Below are 15953 nucleotides of genomic sequence, written 5' to 3' on the forward strand. Positions count from 1 at the left end.
GTGTAAATTAAATCTAGGCACGTTCCTCTTTTAACTTATTAATTGTTCATCTTATTTAACATATTACTTACTTGACAGAAGCTGTAATAAAACTTATTGTATAAATACATACAAATTTAATGAAAGAAGGAACATAAATGAAAAATCCTATAGTTACAATTGAAATGGAAAACGATAAATTAATAAAAATAGAACTTTATCCCGGCACCGCCCCAAATACAGTAAATAATTTTATATCATTAGTTAAAAAGGGATTTTATAATGGTACAATTTTTCACAGGATTATACCTGGATTCATGATTCAAGGAGGAGATCCTGAAGGTACAGGAATGGGCGGCCCAGGTTACTCAATTAAGGGTGAATTTTCAGCAAATAATTTTGAAAATAATTTGAAACATGAAAAAGGTGTAATCTCCATGGCTAGAACTATGGCTCCTAATTCTGCAGGCTCTCAATTTTTTATAATGACAGATAATGCGCCTCACCTTGATGGCCAGTATGCTGCTTTTGGAAAAGTTGTAGAAGGGATTGATGCAGTAGATGAAATCGTAGCACAAGAAAGAGATTACAACGATAAACCTTATGAAGACCAAAAGATGAAAAACGTAACTGTAGATACTTTTGGCAAAGAATACGATGAACCACAAAAGACAAATGATTAAAATAAATAATTAGGTTAGGAGATAAATATATGGTTTTTTTCGGACACCTTGGCCCCACAACAGCAGTTTTCAAATTCTATGAAAAGATGAGTAAAAGAGAAACAATTGATTATAGATTTGTTCTTGTTGGGGCAATACTTCCTGACCTCATAGATAAGCCCATAGGAGCATTTCTATTTAGAGATACCTTCCATAATAGTCGTATATTTGGACATACCCTTTTATTTTCCCTTTTGCTCCTATTAATAGGTATAGGTCGTATTAAAAGAAATAAAGGGAACCGTGTTTTCACACTTGGAATTTCAACCTCAATCCATCTAATGCTTGACAGTATGCAGCTTTATAAAGGAATACTTTTTTGGCCATTTTTAGGATTCAAATTTCCTGAAAGACCAGAAGGAAATTGGGCAGAAGGAACACTTCAAAGACTTCTTACAGATCCCTCCTATTACCTAACTGAGATAGTAGGATTTGTAATTATTATGTATTTTTTTATAAAGCTTATAAAAAATAAAAGGTTAAATGAATTCATACGAAATGGTAAACTCTAATCAAATTCAGCATTCTAAATCAAGTAATTCATCAGATAAGAAAACATGCGATTATATTCGCATGTTTTTTTATGATACTTAGAACTTATAAATTTTTAAATATCTATACGATAAATTTGTGAATCATTTCATCAAGATTTTGTGCAAGTTCCGATTGAGTTTGTGCAGATTTTGCTATATCCTGTATTGCAGTGGAAACTTCACTTACACTGCCTAATATTTCTTCAGATCCTGATGCAGATTCTTGCGTAGTTGAGGATATATTATCAATAGCTGCCGTTACTTGCTCTACAGTTTGACTCATTTTGTTTGAAGCTGATGCTATACCTACAGCCATATTATTCATAAATTCAGAATCCCTATCATAGGCTATACCTGTTTCCAGAAGCAGTTTCTGACTTGGTTTTACATTATCATTTATGTACTCCAGTATATCTTTTGCACTGTTAGATAAATTATTAAAAGCATCTTGAACTTGTACTACCATACCCTGAATTTGTGTAACCGCCTTTGCTGATTCCTCTGACAGTCCCCTTACTTCTTCCGCTACTACTGCAAATCCTTTACCATGTTCTCCTGCACTAGATGCCTCTATAGCTGCATTTAAAGCCAATAAACTTGTCTGTTCTGCTATATCTCCTATGGAATCAGCCATTACTTTTACCTTATCAACAACTTTTCCTGCTTCTATGGCATTTATAATGTTATCATACTTTTCACTATAAATTTTATCTCCATTTTCTATATCTGCTTTAGCCTTAGTTTTCACCTCAGCTGCCCGTGCTTTTATTTTCTTTACTGAAGATGATGCGTTATCAGCCTTATTTGCAAGTTCAGCTGTAGTTGAGTTTATTTTCTGAACAGCAGCATCCACTTCTTCCGTTACAGTACTTAAATTTTCATTTCCCTTTGCTATTTGTTCAGTGGACTCATTTACAGTTTCTATGCTAGCATAAACTTCTTCTGTTGTTGCAGACAGTTCTTCACTAGAAGCACTTATATCTGTAGAACTATTACTAATTTGTAAAATTAAATTTCTTACATTCTCTGCTGACTTGTTTAAAGCTTCAGCAAGCTTACCAATTTCGTCGTTACTCTTAACATCTATTTTTTGTGTTAAGTTCCCTCTTCCAATAACTTCTCCAAATTGTAATATTTTCTTTACTTCCTCCGACATCAGCTTAGCTATTAGTATTCCCAGTAAGACAGAAACAACCATCCCTAAAACAGTTACAATTACAATAAAAATGGAAGCACTCGCTGTCATTTTATCGTTAGATGTATCCTTCTCATCAGCCCACTTAACATTAAGATTAATCATGTTATCTATTTGACTATTCATTTTTTTCCTTACGGGGGTAACTTTAGGGAAAATCTTAAGTGCTTCATCGTAGTTATTTTCACTAACAAGGTTTATAACTTGCTCATAAATGTCTCCATATTCATTTACTGACTTTTTTAGTTCTGAAAATAACTTTCTATCTTCATCCTTTGTAATAGAACTTTCATAATTATTCATAATTTTAGTATTATCTTCTTTTGCATTAGCTATCTCCTTTTTTATACTATCAAGTTCATTTCTATTTCTTTTATATACAAGAGAAATTAGATCTGCCCTAATTTCCATTTGATTGTCCTTTAAAGCTCTAATATCATTTATACCAACTAAATTTTCATTATGCATATCAGCTGCATTTTTACCTATTTGTTTTATATATCCTCCTCCAATTATACCTACTATTATTATAAATAAAGATGTTAAAATAGATATTGACATTATTTTTTGAACCATTTTTAAATTGTTAAACCACTGTTTCATTAAAATTCGTCTCCCTTCACAATTTAACGACCTATTTCAATATTCGATATTTTTCTGGAATACTTTACAATTGAGCTCATATTTTACATTTGTATTCATATTTTATATCTTATTACACCTTAATATTAAATTCACTTATTAATACAATTTATTTTAAAGCATTGTTTTTTTGTTAAAATTTTGATTTTTATTTGATATTCTCTTCTTGTACATAAGGAAGGAGTATTAATTATGGAAAAAGATTATTTATTGGAAACCCAAAAATTAACGAAAGTATTTAAAAAGGATTGTGCTGTAAATGAACTTGACATTTCAATTCCAAGGAATCACATTTACGGACTTCTTGGTGCTAATGGTGCAGGAAAATCCACTACATTAAAAATGCTAACAGGACTGTTAAAGCCAACTTCAGGTAAAATCATTTTTGATGGTCATATATGGACCCGTAAGGATTTAAGAAATATTGGTGCTTTAATTGAACAGCCTCCTATTTATGGAAATTTAACTGCAGAGGAAAATCTAAAAGTTCATACCACCCTTTTAGGATTACCTAACAAACGTATTAAGGAAGTACTAAAAATTGTAGACTTAACAGATACAGGGAAAAAGGAAGCTAAAAATTTCTCTATGGGAATGAAACAACGTTTAGGAATTGCCACTGCAATCTTAAATCATCCTAAGTTACTCATACTAGATGAACCAACTAATGGATTAGATCCTATTGGTATTCAAGACTTACGGAAACTCATAAAATCCTTTCCTGAGGAAGGGATGACTGTAATACTATCCAGCCACATTTTAGCAGAAGTAGAGCAGATCGTAGATTATGTTGGAATTATGAGCCATGGCATATTAGGTTACCAAGGAAAAGTTAATCCAGGTGAAGATTTAGAAGAACTATTTATGAGTGTCGCAGAAAAAACTACTAGAGGAAGAAGGATTGCCCGATGAACAAGTATCTAATTGCTGAAAATTTAAAAACAAAAAGAACTATGCTTCGTAAAATACTTATTTTTATGCCTATATTATGTATTATTCTTAGCTTTACTTTTGATTTTTTAGGCTTTGGATATTTCACTGCTGACTCTGTTTTTACTTCTGTAAATCATTGGTCATTATTATGGATGCCAGCTTTAATTGCTTTAACTACAAGTATGTTTCACAAACTTGAACAAAGCAGCACAGGTTATAAGACGATTTTTTCTTTTCCCATTGATTTAAAGAAAAGCTGGATATCTAAAATTACAATTTTATCATCATTTACATTGATATCCTCCATTTTTTTATGTGTAATTCTTACTATATTAAATATGATCTTTACTAGAACACAAACAAATAGTGTACCATTTTACTATTGTCTTATATCCATTATCACAAGCTGGATTACATCCCTCTGGCAAATTCCTCTATGCTTATGGTTAAGTAAAAAGATAAATCTTTTTGTCCTATTACTTGCAACCTGTGCAGCTAATATGGAGCTCGGTGCAACTTATGCCCCCTCCTCTTTGTGGTGGCTATCTCCATGGACCTTCCCTCTTAGACTGCAGTGTCCAATATTGCATTACCATCCAAATGGACTACCCCTACAACCAGGAAGCAGCTTATTAAATTCATCAGTTATTCCAGTTGGTATTTTAATAGGAATTTTTCTATTTCTAATTCTAATAACTTTTACCACTTATTCATTTAAAAAAAGCGAGGTACGTTAATATGAGTGAACTTTGGCACAGCTACAAAGCAGAATTTTTTAAAAATAAACACAGTATTTTTCTCCGGGCACATATTGTACTGCCTTTCCTCTTAGTTTGTCTTATGACTTTTACAAGGCTTGGTAAATCAAGTGATTTGGGGATATTTGGTAACTTTTTTAAACTGATAGGGTTTGCCTTTTCATTACTTGCTGCAGTACTTTGCGCGCTAATTGCTGATCAAGAAAAGCAAGCTGGGCATTGTCAAATAATGCTTAGCAAACTTTCCCATAAAACAACTTCTTTTATAAGTCAACTGTGCATGTTACTTACAATGTGTTTGGGAGCTATATTTTTTGCTATATTACTATTTTTCATATCCATGAAACTTATATTGCGTGTAAACAGCATAAACTATCTTTTATATTTTAAAACAGGGGCTTTCATATTTTTATGTGTTATTTTCCTCTATAGTTTATACTTAATTTTAGCTTATCATTTTAATACAGCTGTTTGTAATATAGCTGGATTTGCCGGGGTCATAATTTGTGCTGTAGCCTCTACAGCACAGGGAGATAGTGTTTGGATGTTCTTGCCCTGGGTGTGGCCTATACGGTTTATAAACTTTATAGTTATGTCTCAATACAAGCTTCAAAGGAAAATTCTCCCAAAAGAAATTTTTTTCTCATATACCCCAAATGGGCTAAATGCAGGGCTAATATCTATGGTAATAATGACAATTTGCTGTATTATATTCTATATACTTTCCTTTCACTTTTGGGAAGGTAGACAAAAATAATCAATAAAAGTATCATATAAATAATAGGGGGTAAAACATGGCAAAAATTTTAGCTGTAGATGATGACAGGCGAATTTTAAAATTGATAAAAAATGCTTTGGAATTAAACCATCATGAAGTAATTACACTTCAAAATCCAGAAAATATTCCTATAGAAGATTTTTGTGGATATGATCTGATTTTACTGGATGTAATGATGCCAGAGATAGATGGCTTTGAACTTTGTCAGAAAATACGCAGTGCAGTAGATTCTCCGATTATTTTTTTAACAGCAAAAACAGACGAATCATCCATCGTAAAAGGGTTAGCCTTTGGCGGGGATGATTATATAGCAAAACCTTTTGGAGTAATGGAATTAAATGCTCGTGTTGAAGCATACCTTAGACGTGAAAATCGCGGCAAATCAACAAAAAAATTAGTATATGGTGATATTACAATTGATTTTGATAAGAAGGAAATACTGGTCAATAATAATGTCATTGCTTTTACTAAAAATGAATATAATATTTGCGAATTTTTAGCACTTAATAGAGGCAAAGTATTTACAAAGCAGGCAATTTTTGAGGCAATTTATGATTTGGACAGTGACACTCAATTTTCGGTAATCACTGAATATATAAGATTAATCCGCAATAAATTTAAAGAATATAATTGTTTTCCTATAGAAACAGTGTGGGGAGTTGGATACATGTGGAAGTAAAAAAAACATCCTTTCAAATCTATATTATTAAATTTATCCTAAAAGTGGGGTTTTCTTTTATTATACTTTTTCTTGCTTTACTTTTTATTTTTAGTTATATCTCTAATAATAAAATGCTGCTGCCAGCTAGCTATTCAGAGCAATTAGTGGAAAAAGTAACACCAAGTATAAAAAGTACTAAAGAAGTACCTTCTGAATTAATACCTGAAAATTTAAAATATACAATTTTAGACAAACAAACTTTAGATGTAAAAAAAAGTACCATGAATAAGTCCCAAATTAAAAAAGTAAAATTACGTATTAAAAATCATCAGTTTACAGGAGCTGACTTTTTCGGAAATGTTTATGATGTAATCGAGCGCCCAAAAGAATACTGCGTAATTCATTACAAATTGATCATGCAATTTGCAAACCCAGCTCTTCGGAATCTGATACCTTATCCTGAATTAACTATTACTTTGCTTTTTACTATTATTTTGTTAATTACACTATATTTTCTTTCACTGCAGTTTTCAAATAAGATAAAAAGAGAATTAAACACTTTTAGCTTCATCACTCAAAAAATTGAAGATAAAGATTTAGATTTTGAGGTGCAAAATTCTTACTTTATAGAACATCAAAAAGTTATGGATTCCTTAGATAGTTTGCGCCGCAGTCTTAAAAAATCCTTAACCTGCCAATTTGAGCAAGAAAAAAACAAAGGTGAACAAATTAGCGCATTGGCTCATGACATTAAAATACCCATTACTGTCATTAAAGGAAATGCAGAATTATTAAGTCTTACACAAAAAGACGAAAATGCATTAGATTATACAAATGAAATCATAGAAGCAACAGGTGAAATAGAGCATTATACCGAGCTTTTAATTGAAGCTTCTAAAAATGATCAAGCCACTTCCCTGCATAAAGAAAAAAGCAATATAAATAAATTTTTACATGTAATTGAAAAAGATACACTAGCCTCTATTGGAAACCGTCATATTCATTTTGTACTTGACATCAGTATTCCAAAAGAACTAATGTGGAACATTGACTTTTCCTCAATGAAACGAGCATTTATGAACATCATTATAAATGCACTTGAGCATACTCCAGATGAAACATCCTTAAGCTTACAGGTCCATTTTAAAAACAATTTAACTTCTTTTGTATTTACTGACTCTGGAAATGGCTTTTCACCTGAAGCACTCAAAAAAGCTGCAGAACTATTTTATACTGATAATAAAAGCCGAAGTCAAACAGGTCATTATGGTATTGGATTAACTTTTGCAGATAAAGTAATTAGGGCACACAATGGCAGCCTTCATATACAAAATGATGCATATACGGGCGGTGGTCAAATTGTAATTTCATTGCCTGTAGAACTGTAGATCAAAAAACTTAAATGTCAAACTGCCCTCTTCCCCTTTTTATCACTTAACATGATACTTGCAGTATTGTATACATAACCGGACAATACATAAAACAAATTTTGCTGCTTATTCATCTTCCACTTTTTAATATCTAAATCTAGAATTCTCTTTAGTTCATTAAAAATTGCCCTAGTATATCCCTTCACTTTTCCTTGTTCTAGCTTTCCAAAAATTTCTTTAGTAAGTCCCATTATTTTGATTTCGTTTATGCCGGTACAATTGAGTTTGTTAAATATAGATTCCCTATCTTCTGCATTAATTGAACTTTTTTGAGAATTTTTATGAATATCTTTCCATTGTGCATTTCTCATTTCTCCCATAAGATAACCTAATAAAAACATAGCTATTTCTTCTTGGTCGTATTCCATTTTTTCTACATAATTTTTGATATCGCCCTTTAGATGGAAACTTCCCCTATCCATAACCTTTCCTCCTTCATATACCCTTTTTGCTTCTCACTATGTTCCTATATCTTCAAATAATATAGGAACATAATCAATTATTTTACTTTTATTATTCTATAAATAACCATGTTTTCCTTCTTTTTGTTATATAAAATTACTATTTTGTTATTATCATTTTCCACTTATATGGATATTTATCCTTATTTTCATTCTGATTTTTTATTAGCATAAAATATGCATCAAAAATATTTCCATCTTTGCCTTTTAAACCTTTAATTTTAGCTTTACCATTCTTAAGAAGTTCACAAACCATAGTTTTAGTAGGCTTTTTACCCATACACGCCAAATACTTATCATTTTTCCATATAGTAAATTTACACCCTTCCTTCCAATTGCTGCATCCAAAAGCATTTTTACCTTCTACAATATCATGTCCGCAGCATGGACATTTTCCTAAAACTTCATTTTCAAAATTAAATACAATTTTGCCTTCTTTATTAATTACCAGAGAAGCATTAAATTTCTTTCCGCTTTTACTCTTAAATCCTTTTATGACATTAGTTTTACAATCTTTAATAAGTTTTTTTACATGGGTTTTTAAAATCTCTTTTCCTGCTATTTTATTGCCTACAAAAAACTTGCAACCTTCTTTCCATCTATTACAACCATACCCTGATTTATTTTCAACAACTTCTCCTTCATGGCATACAGGACACTTTCCCATGCTTTCTATTTTAATTTTACTGTCTGATTTATTGTTATATAGATACAGCTTTTCTATTTTAATTTTATTACCATTTTGAACAATGCTACTTAATTCATCTTTTACTTTATCTATTATTTCATTTATTCCTATTTCATCCTTATAAACTTTTTTAAGCTGTTTACCAAATTCAACTGTTTTTTCTTTATTTAAATCAATCTTTAATTTTTCAAGTGCTTCTATAAGTTTTTTACCTTTATTCTCACACTCTAAGTGACCTTTGAGCTCTTTTATATACTCATATTTTTTTGCATTTTTAATTATACCTGCCCTTGTTGCAACAGTGCCTATTTCACAACCTTCAAGTATTAATTTATATTCTTCATCATCATTTTCACCCTGTAAATCTTCTACCTCTTGCTTTTTAAAAGGATTTTTAAGGAAATTGTTTAGTTCAGATTCTGTTACTCTACCAGGCTTTTGGGTTTCTTTCTGATCTACTGAAAATTTAGTATCTAACTCCTCTCCTTCTACAAATTGAGGCAATTCATTTTCCTTTTTAGATTTTTCATATTTTAAAAAGCCAGGACTTTTTATAACATTTCCCTTTAATTGAATAATTTCATCATCTATTTTTATTACTACACTAGTTTCTTCTATTATTGTTTCTTCATTTAAAAAATTACTTATAAATCTATTTTTTATTGCAATATAAACCTTTTTTTCACCTTCCGATAATTTTTCCTTTCGTGGAATTTTTATGGTTGGAGTGATTGCACTATGACTTTCTACTTTTTTACTGTTAAAAATCTTCTTGTTATCCTTAAAAGATATATCTACATTAAAATTTTCTTTTACTGCTGCAATTACACTTTTTATTCTATCTTTTTCATTTTCCGCCAGGTACTCTGTATTAGTCCTTGGATATGTGGTATATCCCTCTTCATATAGTTTCTGTAAATTCTTTAAAGTATCATCCAAAGACATTTTTTCTTCCTTAAACATTTTATTTTGTAAAGTATCCAATGAAAAAAGCTTAGGCGGCTGCTTTTTAACTTTTTTCTTTTCAACTTTATCAACTATAGCCTTTTTATCTTTCAAGTTATTCAATAATTTTTCAGCTTTATCTCTTTCATTTGCTGCAAATTTTCTATCTTTTAATTTAGCTTTTATATGTAAGTTATCTTTATTTATGACAGCGCCTATCTCAAAATAAGTTTCTGGCTTAAAATTTTCAATTTTTTCATCTCTATCATATACATATTTCACAATAGGAATTAAAACACGTCCTACAGGTAAAAATGACCCCGATTTTATACTTAAATACCTTGTTAAATTTATTCCATAACTCCAGTCTAAATACGTTCTTGCCAATCCTTCATCATATAGATTTTTATATTCTATATCATCTCTTAAATCTTTTAAACTTTGTATAATTGTTTGTCTTGTTTGTTCCGGCAGCCATAATCTTTTAATAGGTTTGGTAACATGTTCCTCTTCAAAAGCTCTAAATATTATATTATTTACAATTACTTCCCCTTCTCTATCTGCATCACCACAATTCACTATCTCCTTTGCATCATTTCTTTTTATTAGTGATTTTATTATTTCATATTGCTTTTTTACTCCCTCATCTTTTCGTAATCTAAATTTAAATTCTTTTGGTACAAAGGGCAATTCTTTCAAAGTCCACTTTGTTTTTTCTCTTCCAAAATAATCATCTACATCGTAAAGTTGAAGTAAGTGACCATAGGCAAAAGTAACTATATAATTTTTATTTTCAAAATATCCATTATTTCTTTCCATATTACCAATGCTCTTGACAATACTCATTGCCAAGCTTGGTTTTTCAGCTATAATAAGTGACTTCAATTTAGTTGATACCTCCAAAATTTATGTCTTTAACTTTATTTACAATAAATTATAATTTATTAAATACTCAAATTTCACACATATAAAATTTTAACTTAACAAGGAAATTGCGAAGCAATATTTTTAAAGAACAAAGTTCAAAGTTTAAATATCAAATAAGGATAATTTTCTTCCTAACGTCAGAAAATATTAAAATTATAGATTTCCTGAGGTACGAGGGAAATCATCTTTATCTGTTCTTTGTTATTCGAACTTTGCTATTTTCAAAAGCTTTGCTTGGCAAAGTTTTTAAACTGCGAAAATTAAGTTAAATATAATCATCAATAATAAGTTCCCATATAAAAATATACCATTGTACTATCATAATGTAAAAACTTAAGGACAACATTAGTATTAATTGCAGTAATATGCTATTATTAATTGACTTAACTAATTAAAAATACACATTAATAATGAAATGAAAGGTATGAAAAAATGGATTTTAAGGAACTAGAAATTAGTGAAAATATAATAACTGAATTGAAACACATTGGTATTACTAAACCAACACCAATTCAACAGGAGAGTATTAAATTTATTAGAGAAGGAAGAGATGTTATAGCTGAAGCACAAACGGGTACTGGAAAAACTCTTGCTTTTTTGCTTCCTATTTTTCAAAATATATCACCTAATATAAATTCAACTCAAGCACTGATTGTAACTCCTACAAGAGAACTTGCTATTCAAATAACAGAAGAAGCTCTAAAACTAAAAAAAGCTAAAAATGTAAATATTTTAGCTGCATATGGTGGGAAAAATATAGGTTCTCAGTTAAAAAAACTAAAGAGAAACATCCATCTAATTATTGCAACTCCAGGTAGACTTTTAGATCACCTTCATAGAAAGACTATAGATCTTAGCAAATTAAAAACATTAGTATTAGATGAAGCAGATCAAATGCTGCTTATGGGATTTAAAAATGATGTAGAAGATATTATAAAAGAAGTCTCTAAAAAACGTCAAACATTATGTTTCTCTGCAACTATGAATTCTGATGTTAAAAAATTAGCTTATAGATACATGATTGACCCTTTAGTGATTTCCATTAAAAAAGAAGAAGTTACACTTAATAATATTAAACAATATGTAATAGAAACTACTGATAGAAAAAAACAAGATGCCTTGTGTAATATTATGGATCAAGATAATCCATTTATGGCTATTATATTTTGCAGAACTAAAAGAAGAGTAGACGATCTTGAAATTGCACTATATCAACGTGGATACAATTGTAAAAAACTGCATAGTGATATACCTCAATCAAAACGTGAAAGAATAATGAAATCTTTCAGGAATGCAGATATTCAGTATTTGATAGCTACAGATGTTGCCGCTAGAGGACTGGATATAAGTGGAGTTACTCATATATATAATTATGATATTCCGGAAAATGTAGAGTCATATATACATCGTATTGGTAGAACAGGAAGGGCCGGTGAAAAAGGCTGTACTTGTCTATTTGTAGATCCAAAGGATAAAAGAACTTTAGAAGAAATAGAAAGAGGTACAAAATCTAGGATACCTAGAAGAGAGTTAAACATATAAATATAACAATAGAAGTGGCATACTAATTAATTTAGTATGTCTCCCTTTTAACACGTATACATAGTATTTACGTTTTTATACATATTTAGATGAATTTCAAAAAACATTCTCAGAAAAAATCAAGGCTAGTCTATAAAAACAAGATTAGCCTTTAAATTATTATTTTTTTATTACTTTAAATGATTCTGTCTGCTCTTTAATACTTCTCTCAGCTGCAAGTCTTTCAATACTAGATGCCCCAAAGAAACCATCTATTCCTTCTGTCCTCTGAATTACATATTCAGCATCTTCTGGTTCTGCAATAGGTCCACCATGGCAAATTACCATAATATCTGGATTGACTGATCTGCCTGCTTTAATTATAGCCTCAATTTTCTCAACACAATCATCTAATGTAAGTGCTGTTTTAGCACCAATTGTACCTTTTGTAGTCAGACCCATATGTGCAACTAAAATATCAGCTCCTGCTTCTGCCATTGCTTTTGCTTGTTCTGGATCAAAAACATATGGCGTTGTAAGCATATCCAATTCATGTGCTTTTTTAATCATTTCAACTTCAAGTCCATATCCCATGCCTGTTTCTTCTAGATTTTGTCTAAATACACCATCAATTAAACCTACTGTTGGAAAATTTTGAACTCCACTAAATCCCTGCTCTTTTAACTGTTTTAAATATATATCCATAACTCTAAAAGGATCAGTTCCACAAACACCAGCAAGCACTGGAGTATCCTTTACAACTGGAAGTACTTCTGCTCCCATTTCGACTACAATTTTATTAGCATCTCCATAGGATAATAAACCTGCAAGAGAACCCCTTCCTGCCATTCTATATCTTCCAGAGTTATATATAATAAGCATATCAGCACCACCGGCCTCACTGCTCTTAGCTGTAATACCTGTTCCTGCTCCTACTCCTACTAATACTTTCCCACTTTTAACTTGTTTCTTGAAACCTGCAATAATTTCGCTTCTTGTCTTTGTATTCATAAATAATTCCTCCTATAATTTAAATTTACTATTTTTTCATCATATCTATTAACTTTTGAGCTGCAGCTTGTGCAAACTTCACATCATTAATATCACAATCCATCTCTATTATTTCCACAACATTTTTGTTTACGTTATTTATTAATGTATTAAATAAAACCTTGTCCTCTTCTGGGCCATAAAAAGGTTGACCTTCTACATCAATGCCAGATACTCCTTTTAGAGGTATAAACAAAGCTGTTTTTTCTTTAGCTAAATTTAATTTTTCAACTAATTTTTCAGCAATTGCTCTATTTTCCTCTACATTTGTTCTCATAAGTGTTACTGTAGGGTTATGTTTATACAAATTACGTTTCTTAAATTTCTCTGGTACTGTATCATATGGGCCAAAGTTGCACATATCAAGTGCACCTACAGATACAACTTGCGGTATACTCTTACTGCTTGCTGCCTCTAAACGATCAGGTCCTGCATTTAAGACCCCTCCAATAATTTCGTCTGCCCACTCAGTAGTTGTAAGATCCAATACGCCTTCAATAAAACCTCCATCAATGAGAGCTTCCATTGAGCGTCCACCTACACCTGTTGCATGAAATACAAGAACTTCATAGCCTCTTTTTTCAAGGTACTCTCTTGCAGCTGTTATGCATGGTGTCGTTACACCAAACATAGTTGCAGCAACCAATGGTTTTTTATCTACAACTTTTGTATTTTCAAATTTAACCATACCTGCGATTGCGAATACAGCATTTGTAAAAATCTTTGTTGAAATCGAATTAAGGCCTGCAACATCTACTACAGAAGGCATCATGACAATATCACTAGTACCTACATAAGGCTCCGTATTTCCTGAAGCAACTGTTGAAACCATAACCTTTGGTACACCTATAGGTAATGCCCTCATAGCTGGTGTTACTAAGGAAGTTCCTCCAGAACCCCCAAAAGAAATAATGCCATCAAATTTACCCTGCTTATATAATTCAGGTACTAATTTTTCCATACCTTTTGATAATACTTCTGTTGCCCATGCCCTATCTTTTTTAGCAACTATATCTTTTAAATCTGCACCTGCTGCCTCAGCTACCTCACTATTTGACACGTCTGGTTCAAAAGTTGACTCAAATACACCTGTATGAATAGTAAAAGTACCTAATCCCAAATTTTCAATTAATTCTTTTACGTATAAATATTCAGAACCTTTTGTGTCAAATGTTCCTGCAATAGCAATAGTTTTCAATTACTTAGCCTCCTCTACAACTTTATCCTTCCCTAATATGTACACTACTAGGAAAATATTTTGGAGAACGTTCTCATAAAAAAAGTATGATTAACTACAAAATAATCATACTTTTTTTATGTCTCTGTGTAAACGTTATTATGTACTATGTTTTTGTGCTTATGTCATATTTTTTTATTTATATTGTTTTGGAGAACAACCTTTATATTTTTTAAACATTTTACTAAACTGTGCATAATCCTTATAACCAACCAATGCTGCCAGGTGGGATAATTGGATATTCTTTTTGATTATAATCTCTGCTGCTTTATTTATACGAAACTTAACTAGATATTCTGGAAAACTACAGCCTACTTCTCTTTTAAACAAACTGCTTAAGTAACCTCTAGATACATGGGCTACTTTAGCTAAATCTAAAAATGAAATATCATTCATGTAATTTTGAACAACATATTCTTTAACAAATTCAACATAATTATAATGCTTTGTAATTCCATCTAACATCTTAACCATTAAATCATCTTCATTAAGTTGAGCTGATGATTTGAAAGCTTTTGTTATATTTGTAATGGACTTTTCTGATGGAATTCTCTCAAATGCCGAGCCACCTACATATCCCATTAAATCTTTATTATTACTATACATATATTGAACATCAATTGGTGTTTTTACAGGTCCACCATATATTAATTTAATTACACTGGGCTTTAACTCATTGCATTTATTAAATATCTTAGCTGCCTTAACCTTTGCAGCTTCCAGTGAAAAGACTTTTTTTGCTCCTAATAATCCCCCTCCTGTTAAGCCCAAATGTACACAAATAACATCAGCTCCAGCACTAATCATTTGCTCTGCTTGCATTTCATTAAATACAAATGCAACTGTAAACATGTTTTTCCTATGAGCTATTCTTATTGCTTCTACCTCAATTGAATAATTACATCCAGCTTCTTCAAGTGCTTCGCTGAATTGATTGTCTATCAATCCGACTGTAGGATAATTATTAATACCAGAAAAGCCCATACTTTTTATTTTATCTATGTAATTTTCCATATCTTTTGTAGGATCAGTTGCATTAAATCCAAAAATAATAGGCATATCTTTTACTAATGGTAGTATTTCTTTTGAAGCAAAATCCATTACCATATCATTGCTATTACAGAATGGTAGAAAGCCCGCTAATGAACTTCTCCCCATCTGCCGAAACCTACCAGAATTTAGCACTAAGATAAAATCAGCTCCACCTTTTTCTACATATTTTGCCGTCATTCCCGTACCTGTTGCTACACCAATAATATGGTTTCCTTTTTCTATTTGTGCACTAATATTCTTCAATAACCTTTCTCTCTTCATATTTTTTCTATACCTCTCATCTTGTTCAATATTTATCATTTTCCATAGTACCCCACATTATCTAATTTTTAAAGAAATAACTTTTCTAATTAATCCATAAAAGTTATGAAGCAACTCATTAACCGTTGGAAACGGTAAAAACCCACTACATCTGTCGTGGGTTTCAATTACAATATTCT

14 protein-coding genes are annotated in these 15953 nt (G+C 30.9%); 8 read left to right on the forward strand and 6 right to left on the reverse strand.

Annotation, left to right across the window (positions count from 1 at the left end; all coding sequences use genetic code 11):
- Positions 1-137: 137 nt before the first annotated feature.
- Positions 138-662 carry a peptidylprolyl isomerase gene (locus DMR38_RS11835; RefSeq protein ID WP_127721514.1) on the forward strand — a complete coding sequence of 175 codons (525 nt, stop codon included), beginning with the start codon at positions 138-140 and terminating at the stop codon, positions 660-662.
- Positions 663-691: 29 nt separating this feature from the next.
- A complete protein-coding gene (locus DMR38_RS11840) occupies positions 692-1213 on the forward strand; it encodes a metal-dependent hydrolase (protein ID WP_127721515.1) in 522 nt (173 codons plus the stop codon).
- Between the two features lie 103 nt (positions 1214-1316).
- Here DMR38_RS11840 and DMR38_RS11845 read toward each other — a convergent pair whose 3' ends face one another.
- Positions 1317-3032 (reverse strand): methyl-accepting chemotaxis protein, encoded by a 1716-nt coding sequence (locus DMR38_RS11845; protein ID WP_127721516.1) that lies wholly within the window; start codon positions 3030-3032, stop codon positions 1317-1319.
- A gap of 231 nt (positions 3033-3263) precedes the next feature.
- Between DMR38_RS11845 and DMR38_RS11850 the strand changes: the two genes are divergently transcribed.
- The 5 genes from DMR38_RS11850 to DMR38_RS11870 are packed head-to-tail and all read left to right on the forward strand — an operon-like array spanning position 3264 to position 7589.
- Complete coding sequence (locus tag DMR38_RS11850; protein ID WP_127721517.1) at positions 3264-3983, forward strand: lantibiotic protection ABC transporter ATP-binding protein; 720 nt, start codon at positions 3264-3266, stop codon at positions 3981-3983.
- Positions 3980-4741 (forward strand): lantibiotic immunity ABC transporter MutE/EpiE family permease subunit, encoded by a 762-nt coding sequence (locus DMR38_RS11855; protein WP_127721518.1) that lies wholly within the window; start codon positions 3980-3982, stop codon positions 4739-4741. The genes DMR38_RS11850 and DMR38_RS11855 overlap by 4 nt, the downstream gene beginning before the upstream one ends.
- 1 nt (position 4742) lies before the next feature.
- On the forward strand, positions 4743-5519 hold the full coding sequence (locus DMR38_RS11860; protein WP_127721519.1) for a lantibiotic immunity ABC transporter MutG family permease subunit: 777 nt from the start codon (positions 4743-4745) through the stop codon (positions 5517-5519).
- Positions 5520-5556: 37 nt separating this feature from the next.
- Positions 5557-6219 carry a response regulator transcription factor gene (locus DMR38_RS11865; RefSeq protein ID WP_127721520.1) on the forward strand — a complete coding sequence of 221 codons (663 nt, stop codon included), beginning with the start codon at positions 5557-5559 and terminating at the stop codon, positions 6217-6219.
- The gene (locus DMR38_RS11870) at positions 6210-7589 is read left to right on the forward strand and encodes a HAMP domain-containing sensor histidine kinase (RefSeq protein ID WP_127721521.1); all 1380 of its coding nucleotides are present in this window, start codon (positions 6210-6212) and stop codon (positions 7587-7589) included. The genes DMR38_RS11865 and DMR38_RS11870 overlap by 10 nt, the downstream gene beginning before the upstream one ends.
- Before the next feature lie 17 nt (positions 7590-7606).
- Here the strand turns inward: DMR38_RS11870 and DMR38_RS11875 are convergent, their stop codons facing one another.
- Together DMR38_RS11875 and DMR38_RS11880 are read right to left on the reverse strand one after the other, a co-directional pair.
- A complete protein-coding gene (locus tag DMR38_RS11875) occupies positions 7607-8053 on the reverse strand; it encodes a TM1802 family CRISPR-associated protein (RefSeq protein ID WP_127721522.1) in 447 nt (148 codons plus the stop codon).
- Between the two features lie 139 nt (positions 8054-8192).
- Complete coding sequence (locus DMR38_RS11880; RefSeq protein WP_127721523.1) at positions 8193-10610, reverse strand: type IA DNA topoisomerase; 2418 nt, start codon at positions 10608-10610, stop codon at positions 8193-8195.
- A 474-nt stretch (positions 10611-11084) separates the two neighbouring features.
- Between DMR38_RS11880 and DMR38_RS11885 the strand changes: the two genes are divergently transcribed.
- Entirely contained in the window at positions 11085-12194 is a 1110-nt protein-coding gene (locus tag DMR38_RS11885) for a DEAD/DEAH box helicase (protein ID WP_127721524.1), read from the forward strand.
- Between the two features lie 159 nt (positions 12195-12353).
- On the opposite strand, the gene DMR38_RS11890 is transcribed toward DMR38_RS11885, so the two are convergent.
- From DMR38_RS11890 to DMR38_RS11900, 3 genes are all read right to left on the reverse strand, one after another.
- Complete coding sequence (locus DMR38_RS11890; protein ID WP_127721525.1) at positions 12354-13184, reverse strand: phosphoenolpyruvate hydrolase family protein; 831 nt, start codon at positions 13182-13184, stop codon at positions 12354-12356.
- A gap of 28 nt (positions 13185-13212) precedes the next feature.
- Positions 13213-14421, reverse strand: a complete 1209-nt coding sequence (locus DMR38_RS11895) for a Tm-1-like ATP-binding domain-containing protein (protein ID WP_127721526.1) — start codon at positions 14419-14421, stop codon at positions 13213-13215.
- A 174-nt stretch (positions 14422-14595) separates the two neighbouring features.
- Positions 14596-15774 carry a phosphoenolpyruvate hydrolase family protein gene (locus DMR38_RS11900; protein WP_127724045.1) on the reverse strand — a complete coding sequence of 393 codons (1179 nt, stop codon included), beginning with the start codon at positions 15772-15774 and terminating at the stop codon, positions 14596-14598.
- Between the last annotated feature and the right edge of the window lie 179 nt (positions 15775-15953).

The sequence above is a fragment of the Clostridium sp. AWRP genome, from assembly GCF_004006395.2.
GTDB lineage: Bacteria > Bacillota > Clostridia > Clostridiales > Clostridiaceae > Clostridium_B.

Coding starts and splice junctions, on each gene's coding strand:
- DMR38_RS11835 (WP_127721514.1), top strand. CDS start 138: ATGAAAAATCCTATAGTTACAATTGAAATGGAAAACGATAAATTAATA.
- DMR38_RS11840 (WP_127721515.1), top strand. CDS start 692: ATGGTTTTTTTCGGACACCTTGGCCCCACAACAGCAGTTTTCAAATTC.
- DMR38_RS11845 (WP_127721516.1), bottom strand. CDS start 3,032: ATGAAACAGTGGTTTAACAATTTAAAAATGGTTCAAAAAATAATGTCA.
- DMR38_RS11850 (WP_127721517.1), top strand. CDS start 3,264: ATGGAAAAAGATTATTTATTGGAAACCCAAAAATTAACGAAAGTATTT.
- DMR38_RS11855 (WP_127721518.1), top strand. CDS start 3,980: ATGAACAAGTATCTAATTGCTGAAAATTTAAAAACAAAAAGAACTATG.
- DMR38_RS11860 (WP_127721519.1), top strand. CDS start 4,743: ATGAGTGAACTTTGGCACAGCTACAAAGCAGAATTTTTTAAAAATAAA.
- DMR38_RS11865 (WP_127721520.1), top strand. CDS start 5,557: ATGGCAAAAATTTTAGCTGTAGATGATGACAGGCGAATTTTAAAATTG.
- DMR38_RS11875 (WP_127721522.1), bottom strand. CDS start 8,053: ATGGATAGGGGAAGTTTCCATCTAAAGGGCGATATCAAAAATTATGTA.
- DMR38_RS11885 (WP_127721524.1), top strand. CDS start 11,085: ATGGATTTTAAGGAACTAGAAATTAGTGAAAATATAATAACTGAATTG.
- DMR38_RS11890 (WP_127721525.1), bottom strand. CDS start 13,184: ATGAATACAAAGACAAGAAGCGAAATTATTGCAGGTTTCAAGAAACAA.
- DMR38_RS11900 (WP_127724045.1), bottom strand. CDS start 15,774: ATGAAGAGAGAAAGGTTATTGAAGAATATTAGTGCACAAATAGAAAAA.